12 protein-coding genes are annotated in these 12883 nt (G+C 39.8%); 4 read left to right on the plus strand and 8 right to left on the minus strand.

Annotation, left to right across the window (positions count from 1 at the left end; all coding sequences use genetic code 11):
- Positions 1-179 precede the first annotated feature (179 nt).
- The gene (locus RRV45_RS01340) at positions 180-1172 is read left to right on the plus strand and encodes an LLM class flavin-dependent oxidoreductase (RefSeq protein WP_315666966.1); all 993 of its coding nucleotides are present in this window, start codon (positions 180-182) and stop codon (positions 1170-1172) included.
- A 258-nt stretch (positions 1173-1430) separates the two neighbouring features.
- Here the strand turns inward: RRV45_RS01340 and RRV45_RS01345 are convergent, their stop codons facing one another.
- The 4 genes from RRV45_RS01345 to nikC are packed head-to-tail and all read right to left on the minus strand — an operon-like array spanning position 1431 to position 5318.
- Positions 1431-2444: an ABC transporter ATP-binding protein gene (locus RRV45_RS01345; protein WP_315666967.1), complete on the minus strand. Its 1014-nt coding sequence runs from the start codon at positions 2442-2444 to the stop codon at positions 1431-1433.
- Complete coding sequence (locus RRV45_RS01350; RefSeq protein ID WP_315666968.1) at positions 2437-3456, minus strand: ABC transporter ATP-binding protein; 1020 nt, start codon at positions 3454-3456, stop codon at positions 2437-2439. Before RRV45_RS01350 ends, RRV45_RS01345 begins: the two co-directional genes overlap by 8 nt.
- 16 nt (positions 3457-3472) lie before the next feature.
- Entirely contained in the window at positions 3473-4396 is a 924-nt protein-coding gene (locus RRV45_RS01355; RefSeq protein WP_315666969.1) for an ABC transporter permease, read from the minus strand.
- Positions 4397-4415: 19 nt separating this feature from the next.
- Positions 4416-5318 (minus strand): nickel transporter permease, encoded by a 903-nt coding sequence (gene nikC, locus RRV45_RS01360; RefSeq protein ID WP_315666970.1) that lies wholly within the window; start codon positions 5316-5318, stop codon positions 4416-4418.
- A gap of 330 nt (positions 5319-5648) precedes the next feature.
- Between nikC and RRV45_RS01365 the strand changes: the two genes are divergently transcribed.
- Positions 5649-7217 carry a glutathione ABC transporter substrate-binding protein gene (locus RRV45_RS01365; RefSeq protein WP_315666971.1) on the plus strand — a complete coding sequence of 523 codons (1569 nt, stop codon included), beginning with the start codon at positions 5649-5651 and terminating at the stop codon, positions 7215-7217.
- A 53-nt stretch (positions 7218-7270) separates the two neighbouring features.
- Here RRV45_RS01365 and RRV45_RS01370 read toward each other — a convergent pair whose 3' ends face one another.
- From RRV45_RS01370 to RRV45_RS01385, 4 genes are all read right to left on the minus strand, one after another.
- Positions 7271-7423 (minus strand): hypothetical protein, encoded by a 153-nt coding sequence (locus RRV45_RS01370; protein WP_315666972.1) that lies wholly within the window; start codon positions 7421-7423, stop codon positions 7271-7273.
- A complete protein-coding gene (locus RRV45_RS01375) occupies positions 7424-8875 on the minus strand; it encodes a carbon starvation CstA family protein (RefSeq protein WP_315666973.1) in 1452 nt (483 codons plus the stop codon).
- A 178-nt stretch (positions 8876-9053) separates the two neighbouring features.
- A complete protein-coding gene (locus RRV45_RS01380; protein ID WP_315666975.1) occupies positions 9054-9785 on the minus strand; it encodes a LytR/AlgR family response regulator transcription factor in 732 nt (243 codons plus the stop codon).
- On the minus strand, positions 9725-11524 hold the full coding sequence (locus tag RRV45_RS01385) for a sensor histidine kinase (protein WP_315666976.1): 1800 nt from the start codon (positions 11522-11524) through the stop codon (positions 9725-9727). Before RRV45_RS01385 ends, RRV45_RS01380 begins: the two co-directional genes overlap by 61 nt.
- 252 nt (positions 11525-11776) lie before the next feature.
- On the opposite strand from RRV45_RS01385, the gene RRV45_RS01390 reads away from it, so the two are divergent.
- Both RRV45_RS01390 and RRV45_RS01395 read left to right on the plus strand, forming a co-directional pair.
- A complete protein-coding gene (locus RRV45_RS01390) occupies positions 11777-12199 on the plus strand; it encodes a MarR family winged helix-turn-helix transcriptional regulator (protein ID WP_315666977.1) in 423 nt (140 codons plus the stop codon).
- Between the two features lie 63 nt (positions 12200-12262).
- Positions 12263-12883: a nitroreductase family protein gene (locus RRV45_RS01395; RefSeq protein ID WP_315666978.1), complete on the plus strand. Its 621-nt coding sequence runs from the start codon at positions 12263-12265 to the stop codon at positions 12881-12883.

Genomic DNA, 12883 nt, shown 5'->3' on the forward strand with positions numbered 1-12883 from the left:
ATGAAATATTTTTATCGTTTGAGAAAACGGACAGGTTAGACAACTTCATATCAATTTAAATATCCATTTGTTCTAGTGTCGCGTGAACATCTGATCTCAGATGCATTGAATTAGATTTAAGCACAGACTAAAAAACTCGATTTACCGATAGAATAAGCTGATTGGAAGGATGTTAAAAAATGAGATTAAGTATATTGGACCAAGCTCCCATTACAAGAGGGAATACGGCAACGGGTGCTTTAAAAAAGGCGGAAGAGTTGGCTGTTTTGGGAGATGAGTTAGGCTATTATCGAATGTGGATGGCAGAACATCATGGAACAAACGATTTTGCAAGTTCAGCTCCTGAAGTAACCGCAGCTCATTTGGCTGCAAAAACGAGAAATATTCGAATAGGCACTGGGGGAGTGATGATGATGCATTATTCTCCATTAAAATTAGCTGAAGTATTTAAAACGTTAAGCGCATTTTCGCCAGGCAGGATTGATTTTGGTGTTGGCCGAGCTCCGGGTGGCGACCAGCGTTCCATCTATGCTTTATCTGAGGGACGTCAGCCGCTGCTGCATAATATGTATGAAAAATTTGATACGGCATTGCAGTTAATCAATGATGAGGTACCCGAAGATGACTTATATAAGCATACAATTGCCACACCATCCCAAGTCGTTTTGCCAGAGGCTTGGCTGTTGGGGTCGACTGGCAATAGCGCTGTTCAAGCTGGACGGAGAGGGGTAGGCTATTCTTTTGCACAGTTTTTCAATGGTGAAATGACTAAAGAGATTTTAGCTGCATACAAAAGGAACTTTCAGCCTTCAGCTTTTATGGAGAAACCGCAAATCAATGTTTCCTATATGATAACAACAGCCGAAACAAAAGAAGAAGCTGAATATGAAGCAAAGCCACAAGATATTTGGCGATTACTGTTTATGAGAGGCAGATTCGAGGCAGTTTTATCACCTGAGGAAGCCCGAGATTATCCATTGACGGAAATGGATCGCATGATTATTAAAGAAAATCGCAAAATACATTTAGTTGGGGATGCGAAAGAAATAGCAACTTTGCTACAAAAAGAACAGGAGCAATACGAATTTGATGAAGCGATGATCGTTAGTATTCCTCATTCCCAAGAGAAACGTTTGAATGTTTATCGATTATTAGCCCGGGAATTGTTATGAGTTTGTGGGTAGGAGAAAAGTGGAACAATTCAAATCAAGAACCTAGATTTTTCTAAAAATGGATCCGGAACAGTCTAATATAAGTATTTTGTAGAAATCGCAGCAAACCCCTAACAACATATAAAGTGCCAATAAAAATATGCCTGCCTCTCCTCGAGTTTTGTCGAAACGGCGCAGTAGCTTCGACTTTTCAAGGAGAGACAGGCACTGTTGTGCTTTTTTGTCTCAAAAGGCTTTATTCTGGATAGCTTCCCATCATTAATAGTTGGATTGCATGTTAGAGAAATCAACTGGACCGTCTTCGGCTAAGTGACAAGCTACCTGATGGGCTTTCCCAGGGATTGAGTGTAGCTTCGGCTCTTCCTTTGCACAGCGGTCAAATGCGAATGGACAACGTGTATGAAAACGACAGCCAGATGGCGGGTCTATTGGAGAAGGCACATCTCCTTTTAATACGATCCGCTCTTTTTTCTCTGAAATGTTTGTACTTGGTATGGCAGATAATAAAGCCCTTGTGTATGGGTGCTGCGGGTTTTCAAATAGAGAATGTTTATCTGCGATTTCGACAATTTTACCAAGGTACATAACAATAATCCGATCAGATATATGGCGTACAACTCCAAGATCATGTGAAATAAAGAGATAGGTTAACTTGAATTTCTGTTGCAGATGCTTTAATAAATTCAATACTTGAGCTTGAATGGATACATCAAGTGCTGAAACAGCTTCATCGCAAATAATCAGTTTTGGATCAACAGATAATGCACGGGCAATCCCAATGCGCTGACGTTGCCCACCGCTAAATTCGTGAGGATAGCGATCAACCTGATGTGCACCAATGCCAACAGTCTCAAGCAGTTCAACAATTTTTTGGCGTCTGTCTTTACGAGGAACAACATTTTGAATTTCAAGTGCTTCCTCTAATATTTGACTTACTGTTTGACGCGGATTCAGAGAGGCATAAGGATCTTGGAAAATAATCTGCAAATCTTTACGCTTCTTTCTCATTTCAGATTTACTTAAGCTAAGTAAATCTTCACCTTGGAAATTAATTTCGCCGGAGTAAGGATTATCTAGACGCAAAATCGCTCGGCCTGTCGTAGATTTCCCACAGCCGGACTCACCGACAATACTTACTGTTTCTCCTTCATTCACATAAAAACTTATGTCATCTACTGCTTTAACATGATTCACTGTTCTTCCAAGAAGTCCGCCTTTAATCGGGAAGTATTGCTTTAGGTGTTTTACTTCTAACAATGCTTGTTTACTCATGACCAACCGCAACCTCCTCTTGCCATTTTTCTGTATGAATCCAGCAACGAACTTTATCACCATTTTGCAAATCTTTTAGCTCAGGTAACTCAGAATGGCAAATCTCTTTCGCATGCGGACATCTTGGAGCAAATCTACAGCCTTTCGGTAAGTTGAATGGGCTTGGAACAGAGCCATTGATCACCGACAAGTCACCATCAACATCTTCATCATGTTTCGGTACGGAGTTTAAAAGACCGATTGTATAAGGATGCTTCGGATTGGTAAATAACGTTTTTACATCCGCGTATTCAACTACTTTCCCGCAATACATGACAGCAACCTTGTCACACATTTCAGCAACAACGCCAAGGTCGTGGGTAATCATCATTAAAGAAGTGCCAAGTTCTTCTTGTAATTTTTTTATTAATTCAAGAATTTGTGCCTGAATCGTAACGTCTAAAGCAGTTGTAGGTTCATCAGCAATGAGTAATTCAGGATTACATGCTAATGCAATCGCAATCATCACACGCTGACGCATCCCGCCCGATAATTCAAACGGGTACTGCTTTGCCCTCTTCTCCGGCGAAGGGATACCTACTAAGCTCAACATTTCAATTGCTTTATTCCATGCATCTTTTCGATTTAATTTTTGGTGAATTCGTATCGATTCGGCAATTTGTTCACCACAAGTTAATGTAGGGTTCAATGATGTCATTGGCTCTTGGAAAATCATTGAAATATTATTTCCCCGAATGCTCATCATCTGCTTTTTTGATTTCTTTAGCAGATTTTCACCTTTAAAAATAACTTCTCCTCCAACTACTTTTCCAACAGGCTCCTTCAGAAGACGAAGAATGGATAGGGAAGTAATACTTTTTCCAGAACCTGATTCTCCGACGATTCCAAGCGTTTTCCCTTTTTCTATGGAGAAATCAACTCCATCAACCGCTTTTACTTCCCCCTCGTCTGTAAAAAAGGAAGTTCGCAAATTTTTAACCTCAAGGATTTTTTCCGTTTTTGATTGTGTCATCTCTTTTTCACCAGCCTTAATTCAAGTCAATCCGTTTGTTAATTAAACGGTAAGTAATATCTACGAGGGTATTTACAAAAACAAAAAGAACAGCACAAATCAGAATGGTCCCTTGTACCATAGGGAAATCATGAGCCCGAATGGAGTCAATAATCAATCGGCCTAACCCATTAATAGCAAATACCGTTTCGGTAACTACAGCGCCACCTAATAAACCGCCGAATTGGAGTCCAACTACAGTTACTACCGGGATTAACGCATTTCGCAACGCGTGTTTATAAATAACTAGTTTATCACTGACACCTTTAGCATAAGCAGTACGGATATAATCTTGGTCAATTACTTCTAGCATGCTTGAACGAGTCATACGAGCAATAATGGCAGCTCCCCCAGTACCTAAAGTAATAGCTGGAAGAATCATGTGTTCCCAAGATCCCCATCCAACGACTGGCAGCCAGCCTAAGTTGACAGAGAAGAAATAAATTAACATAATTCCGAGCCAGAAGTTTGGCATTGAAAGACCGAATAAAGCCGCAAGCATTAGCGATACATCTGCAAAAGAATATTTTTTTGTTGCAGAAATAATACCTGCGATTAATCCGGTAATGACAGCCAAAGCCGTTCCAATTACAGCCAGTTGAACGGTAATCCAAAAGCGTGACTCAAAAATTTCATCTGTGACAGGACGTTTTGTCCGAATGGAATTTCCTAAGTCCCCTTGAACTGCATTCGTTATATATCGAATGTATTGCTCATGAAGCGGATCATTAAGCCCTAAATTTTCCCTCATTTGCTCTACCTGTTCTGGATTGGCGTTTTCCCCAGCCATAATCTGTGCAGGGTCTCCGGGAATTAAATGCATCATTAAAAATACCGCTAGTGTAACCCCGATCATAACGGGAATCGTTTGAAAAATTCTGCGAATAATGTATAAAAACATGTAGCTCACCTTCCCAATTTTATTTCTTCGCTTTTGGATCTAATGCATCACGCAATCCATCACCAAATAAGTTAAATCCAACTACAACGAGTAAAATGACAAAACCGGGGAACAAGGTTAAATGTGGTGCTTGAGCCACATAAGATCGTCCTTGTGCCAGCATCGTACCCCATTCCGGAGTTGGCGGCTGTGTACCCATTCCAAGGAATGAAAGTGCACTCGCGGTAATAATAGCTGATGCAATGTAAAGTGTAGATTGAACGATGATCGGTGAAAGAATATTGGGAAGAATATGCTTAAAGATTATTCTAAAATCACTTGACCCCATAGCCCGGATCGCATCTATGTATTCTAATTTCTTCACACTTAAAGTAGACCCGCGAACAATACGGGCGAATGTTGGTATAGCAAAAAAGGCAACGGCAATTATAACATTCGTCGTACTGGCTCCTAGTATACTCACAATCGCTAAGGCTAGAAGAATACCTGGAAAAGCAAGTAATACATCACAAATTCTCATAATAACGGAGTCTATCCATCTACCGTAATATCCTGATACTATTCCTAAAACAATTCCAACAACTGCACCAAGTACCGTTGATAAAATCCCTACAGTTAATGAGATTCTTGAACCGTAGAGCAGCCTGCTTAAAATGTCGCGGCCCTTATCATCTGTACCTAGCCAATGTTCAGATGAAGGAGTTTGAAGTTTCTTGCTCATTTCTATATGACTGGGATCATATGGTGCGATAACTGGAGCAAGGATTGCTAAAATAGCAAAAATAATGACAATAAATGCCCCTGTCATGGCGGCTTTATTTTTTGAAATCTTTTTATAAAAGGCTCCCCATCGAGCTGCTTTTGCATTATGCTCTTTGACAGGAATGGCTGTCGAAGATTGAATTTCTGGTTGATGATCCATACCCTTTCATCCTTTCTCTACTTGACTCGAATAATTTTTCTGGCAAATAAAACATAGTTTTAATCATAACGATGCTATTCTGATATTACAATATTTTAATATTTTAGGTCGTCCTTCACCCTCCGCCCGCTAGTTTTCTCGAATTCGACATTGTATTACTCTAACATAATTGCTTTTAATATTGGAGATCATTAGTTTTTTTATGATGTATATTACATTTTTATTAAACTATTAACAAGTTTTTTATATTTTTCTAAAATAATTCTTGTGTGAAATTAATTTTTAGATTAGTATAACAATTATGCTGTAAAATTTAAGGAGGTAATTTCATTGAAGAGTAAGAAAAATTTATTTCTAATGCTAGTATTAGCACTCGTACTTGTCCTAAGTGCTTGTGGCGGAAATAATACTTCATCAGGAGAAGATAAGAAAGGCAGTTCTGGCGCTAAGGGCGGCGGAGATTTCGTATTTGTAACTGGGGCAGATGCTCCAACTCTTGATCCACACGGTGTAAATGACACTGCAACTACTGATGCAACGTCACAAATTTTTGAGCGTTTAACTGATTATGCTGAAGACGGATCTGTTGTTCCATTACTAGCAACAGAATTCAAAACAATTGATGATACTACTTGGGAGTTTAAGCTTCGTGAAGGGGTTAAATTCCATGATGGAACTGATTTCACAGCTGAAGCAGTCAAAATGTCGCTTGATCGTTTAATCGACCCTGAATTTGCTTCACCACGTGCAGTTGTTCTTAATATGATCGAAGAAGTAAAGATTGTTGACGATCATACTGTACATATCAAAACGCAGAACCCTTTTGCTCCACTTCCTGCTCACTTAGCACATAATGCTGCTTCAATCATCGCTCCTTCTGCAATTAAAGAAGAAAACGATGGTGGTAAAAAGGTTGACGAAAACCCTGTAGGTACGGGAGCATTTAAATTCGCAACTTGGAACCGTGGTGCTGAGCTTAAATTTGAAAGATTTGAAGATTACTGGGGAGAGAAAGCAACTCTTGATACAGTTACGTTTAAAGTTGTTCCAGAGCAGGCAACACGTGTTGCTATGCTAGAAACTGGTGAAGCGAATGCAATGTTACTAGGATCTTCTGATGTTGCTCGTGTCGAAGCAATGGATCAAATCGAAATTAACCGTGTTCGTGGAACTCGTATGGACTATGTTGGTTTCAATATGAATAAAGCGCCATATGATAATTTGAAAGTTCGCCAAGCAATCGCAATGGCAATTAACAAAGATGAGATCGTTGACGGTATTTTAGAGGGACAAGGTGTTGCGGCTGTTGGGCCATTAGCTCCGACAGTAGTAGGTAACTCTCAAGAGTTAACTCCTCTGCCATATGATGTAGAAGGTGCGAAGAAATTACTTGCTGAAGCTGGATTTGCTGATGGTTTCAAAACGACGATTTTTGTAAATGAAGGAAGCAAAGAACGTGCTGACATCGCTGAATTAGTTCAAGCTCAACTAGCTCCTCTTGGAATTGAAGTATCAATCGAAACAATCGAGTGGGGTACTTTCATTGAAAAAACGGGTGCTGGTGAGCATGAGTTATTTGTCCTTGGGTGGACAACTGTAACTGGTGATGCTGACTACGGTTTATACGCATTATTCCATTCTTCTATGCATGGTTCAGCTGGTAACCGTTCATTCTATACAAATGCTAAAGTTGACGAATTATTAGACAAGGCTCGTATGAGTCCTGATCAAAATGAGCGTAATGCATCTTACAAAGAAGTTTCTGAAATTCTTATCGAAGAAGCTCCAATGGTTTATTTACAACATCCTGATTTTGTCTTTGGATCAAACGGTGTTGCCTCTGGATTATTCGTTAACTTCAGTGGTACTCCTTACTTTAAGGATGTTAAATTAAAATAATCTTACTTTTTTTACACACAACAAGTGCACGCTTCTGAGGCGTGCACTTTTTATTATAGAAGAAAAGCTAAGGAAGCAATCGCTCCAACTGTTATGAGAACAATTATGATTTTTGCCAAGAGGGTGACAGAATCTTTTTCTTTTTGGTTAACTTTTGCTTCCTGTTCATTGACAACCTTACGATATTCCGGACTGCAGCAGCCCACTTAGGCCACCTGATTCCAGTCAGAGACATCTTCCTCGAGAGGGAGGTTGTTGGCGCGAGCCTTGGCAGCAGCACGGAAGAACAGGGTAATTAAGATGGCAGCGCCGATGATCCCGCCAATCCAGGCAATGTTCATAGGCAGGCCGAACCCAATTTGTGCATTTAAGATGTAAGTGATTACCATTACTAACATGAATGAACCAGGTATCAACGAAATCCAGTAATTTTTTCTGGCAATATATAAATACATGGCACCAACGAAAAGGGCAATGACCGCCGTCGCTTGGTTAGCCCAGCTGAAATATCTCCATAAAAGGTTGAAGTCAATTTGAGTTAACACAACGGAAATTGCAAATAACGGAATAGCAATCCAAAGACGGCTTGATAATTTTCTTTGCGCAATGTTTAAGTATTCAGCAATGATCATTCGAGCGCTACGGAAAGCAGTATCTCCAGAAGTAATTGGCAGGACAACAACCCCAAGAACAGCAAGCGTTCCGCCAATTGCACCCATCATTGTCATAGAAACTTCACTAACAATTGCACCTGGTCCACCGGCAGCAAGCAGGTCGCTTAATCCAGTATAACCGTCGAATAGGCTCATGGCAGCTGCAGCCCAAATCATCGCAATGATTCCTTCTGCAATCATCATGCCATAGAAAATTTTGCGTCCCTGTTTTTCTTTTTGTGTCGTGCGAGAAATAATTGGTGTTTGTGTCGCATGGAATCCTGAAAGCGCACCACATGTAATCGTAAAGAAAAGTAATGGAAAAATTGGCGCGTTAGCAGGATGGAAATTTTGGAATGAAAGTTCTGGAATTGGTGCACCTGTTACGATTAATCCGATCCCAACTCCAAGAGCACTGATGACAAGCAATGCACCGAAATATGGATAAAAACGTCCAATGATTTTATCAACTGGAAGAAGTGTTGCTAAAATGTAATAAATAAAGATAGCAGCAATAATTAAGCCAAGAGCTACTTTTCCGTCCATCAAAACATTAAGCAGGGCAGCTGGTGTAGAAACAAACACAGTCCCAACTAATAATAACAGTAGAACAGCGAAGGCATTTACCACGTGGCGCATAACTTTCCCTAAAAATTTGCTTGCCAGTTCAGGTAAATGAGCCCCTTTATTACGGATGGAAATCATCCCCGTTAAATAGTCGTGCACAGCACCGGCAAAAATACAGCCGACAACAATCCAGATAAATGCTACTGGGCCGTAAAGTGCTCCCATGATGGGACCAAAGACAGGTCCTGTTCCAGCGATATTTAATAGCTGAATTAATGAGTTCTTCGGTGTACTCATTGGCACATAGTCAATTCCATCATTATTAACATAGGCAGGAGTCGCTCTTTCTTCTTTCACCCCGAAGACCTTTTCTACGAATTTGCCATATGTGAAATAACCAATGATCAGTAAAGCAACGCACGCTAAAAATGTATACAAATCCTCTTCCCCCTTTATAAAAGATGAATGCGGTTACATAGTCTAGTATAAAAAAGAAAGGAGGTGAGAAGGGGGATTTGAGATTAACAGGTAGAAATTTAGGGCTATGATGTTTTATAAAAGGACTAAAATACAAAATATTGTGAATAGTGGTGAATCTAATAAGCTAAGTATAAGATTAGATCTCTAATTTAGTCCTTAATGCTTTGATATAATTTCTACTGACCGATAACATCTCCTTTCTTCCTTCTATTTGTAATTGATAGGCTCCATTAAACCAGGGTGAGAGCCGGGTGACATGCTCTAAGTTTACAAGAAAACTTTTGTGAATTCGGAAAAAGCCATAACCAAGAAGCCTGCTCTCCAAGTCTTTCAAGGGTGTTTTTGTTTCAAACTCGCCATTTCTTGTAATAAGTTTTGTCAGCTTTTCATCTCTAACGATATAGAGAAGTTCCTTTGGCTCAAGATAATGGATTTCACCGTCTGCCTCGATCGCAAGTTTTCCCGTTGATTTTCCAATGTCCTTTTCCTTATGAGCACTAAGTTTCCGTTCAATTCGCTCGATTGTCTCCTGTAATTGATCCTCATCATAGGGCTTCAGTAAATAGTCAACCGCGTCGTACCGGAAAGCTTCAGCGGCAAATTGTGGATAGGCCGTTGCAAACACAACTAAAGGTGCCTTTTTCAGCTCCATTAGCGCCTTGGCGGCCATCATTCCGTTCATTTTTGGCATCTCCACATCAAGGAATACGACATCGGGCTGCAGCTGAATGGTCTTCATCACACCTGATTCTCCAGATTCTGCTTCACCTGCGATGTGAATTGAAGAGAAACCCTCTAATAAATGCCTCAATTCATCCCGGCTGTATGGTTCATCATCGACAATGAGGGCTCTGATGGATTGTTCCACTGGTGTTTCACCTCCGCAAATGGAATGGAAAAAGAAATTTCCGTCCCTTTTTCTAGTTCACTATTAATTTTAAGAGCAGCGTGATCTCCAAAAATATTAGTCAGTCTGCGATTTACATTATAAAGGGCCAGGCCACTCCCAATCTCAGAAGTTATTGGTGCTTTGCAGATTTGATCAGACCGATCGGCGCTCATTCCATGCCCATTATCTGTTATTTTTACATGGGTAGCTTGATTATGGGTGAAAATCGTCATTTTTATCATACAGTCACGTTCTTTATCCTTCATGCCATGTTTAATGGCATTTTCAACAATCGGCTGCAGAGTGAGGGGAGGGATATTCTGTAATAATACCTTTTCCTCAATTTCATAGATAATTGTAAGTTTATCTATAAATCTAGCTTCTTCAATTGCGAGATAGGCCTTAACCTGTTTTAGCTCCTGCTCAAGTGTCGTTAAGGCTTGAGTTGTAACGGATAGATTTTGCCGTAAAAAATGGGACAGATAGACAAGCAACTTCCGAGCCTTGGCTGGATTAATCCGAATGAGTGAGAGAATCGTATTTAGTGTATTAAAAAGAAAATGAGGGCTTATTTGTGCCTGCAGCGCCTTGATTTCTGCTTCTTTTGCTAGCTGATAAGCTTTGTCCGAATCTGCCAATTCCAGCTGATTGCTGAGGAGGGCGCTGAGACCGGAAATTAGCTCCATAATGACCGGATTGATTTCTTTTTCCGACCGAAAGTAAAATTTAAGTGTTCCAATTGTTTTCCCCCGTTGTTTTAAGGGAGCAATTACTGCCGCACCTAGCTTGCAGCCCTTTACACGGCAACGAATTGTCTCGTGATCCGCGGTAATCATTTCGCCTTTTTTAATGACGGCCCAAGTGATTTGTGTTTGGATAGGGCTATCTGGGCGGTGATGATCATCACAAAGACCGACATGGGCTAAGATTTCCGATGAGTTGGTCATAGCAACTGCACTTGCATTAATTTCTTTATGGATGATTTGACAGACGGCTTTTGCTGATTCACGATGTAACCCGTTTCTTAGGTGGGCCAAAGTTTTTTTCATAATTCTCAGTGTTTTTTGCGCCTGTATGGCCTCTGCTTTTTCCTTTTCATTGATGACACTTTTAATGATGAGGAGGAATAAAGCGCAGCCGAGTCCGTTTGCTAGTATCATCGGCAAGCCAATGATTTCAACAAGAGTCCAGGCTTTATCAAACGGGCGGGCGAGCAGCAAAATAATCAGCATTTGCAGGGATTCAGCAAGAGCACCGATGAAAAAAGCTGAGCTCAATTTCACATGTTTATTTTTCCGGTAAAACAACCCTGCAAGGATTCCTGAAATGATTGTCGCTAAGCCACAGGAAAGGGCGGTAAATCCCCCTAACGAAAAACGGTGGATGCCGGCAACCAATCCGGCGCCGATTCCGACTCGGTAACCGCCTAGCAGGCCGGCTAAGACGACTCCAATAACACGAGAATTGGCAATCGCTTCGTCATCGGTAAGGTCCGAGGTCCAGCGGTTAAACTGCAGACTATCTGTACTAAGCGATAACCCAGAATACGTCCCAATGATCCCGAAAAAGCCAAAAAACAAAATTGCAATTATTTGCTGTTTTCGATTTAATTGATTCTGGTAAATCATACTGCGGAAAAAATGAAATCTCGTTAACACAAACGCAATCGTGACAAGTATTCCAAGCCGCTCCACCATCGTCACTAGCAATTCAAACATAGCCGTACCCGCCCTCCTCTTTTATCCAAATATTTAATCTATTTATAATTGTAGCAGTTTTTTGAAGGGTCGTAAATTTGGAAAAAAGGCAGATAAATAGTATGAGTAAAATATAACTTTGAGAGTTTTCATAAATAGCATTCATTGAAACAACTAAAAGTTAAAAGGGTTATTGACAAAAGTAAAAATAAGTATTATTATTATCTCGAATTAAAGATAATTTAATTCAAGATTATTAGGGGGTGAAATAATATGGAGAGAAAATGCACGAATTTACCCTTTCTGATATTAATGCAAACATCTAAAGAAATTCATGAGCGAATAAAAGAAGAAATGACAAAAAACAAATTAAGTATAACGGAATTTTCCGTTTTAGAGGTGCTTTACCAAAAAGGGAAACAAACCATTCAACAAATTGGAAAGCGCATTTTAATCTCAAGTAGCTCGATGACCTATTGTTTAGACAAGTTAGAGCAAAAAGGTTTATTGAATCGATCCGCCTGTCCAGATGACCGCCGAGCGATACATGTGATGTTAACTGATGATGGAAATGTATTGATGAAGGAAATCATGCCGAAATATCATGAGTTAGTTGATGGTCTGTTTGATTCACTAAATTCTGATGAGGCAGAGACATTGGTGCACCTATTGAAAAAGGTAAGAGATAGGGTATAAGCTAAATTTTTTTAAAAATATACTTCGAAATTGAGATACTTCAATTGAAGGAGATGTGCATGAATGGCAGATTTTATACAGCTAGTAAAAGAACGGAGATCTGCAAATAATTTTCTTCCTGATCAATTAATAAAAAAAGAAGAATTAAATGAAATATTTGAGTTAGTCAAACTTGCACCATCGGCTTTTAATCTACAACATACAAAATATGTAACTGTCATAGACCAAGCAATGAAGGAGAATTTAAGAAAGGCTGCAAATGGGCAATATAAAGTATCGAGTGCATCTGCGGTTATTCTTGTTCTTGGTGATAAACAGGCATATCAGCAGGCACCTGAAATTTATGCAGGATTAAAAATGTTAGGCATAGTAAATAAGCAAGAATATGATCATATGGTCAATGATACGGTTTCTACCTATGAAACAAGGGGTAAGGAATTCCAAAAGGATGAAGCGATTAGAAATGCTTCTTTATCAGCTATGCTCTTTATGATGGCTGCCAAGGAGAAAGGATGGGATACTTGTCCGATGATAGGATTTAATCCTGAAGCGGTCAAGAATCTATTAAATATAGGTGACCAATACGAAGCAGTGTTAATGATTTCACTTGGGAAAGAGAAAGTAGAAAGCCGAAAACCACGAGGGTATCGTAAGCCAGTTAGTGAATTTGTAACTTATATCTAG

Source organism: Bacillus sp. DTU_2020_1000418_1_SI_GHA_SEK_038 (assembly GCF_032341175.1).
Lineage (GTDB): Bacteria > Bacillota > Bacilli > Bacillales > Cytobacillaceae > Cytobacillus.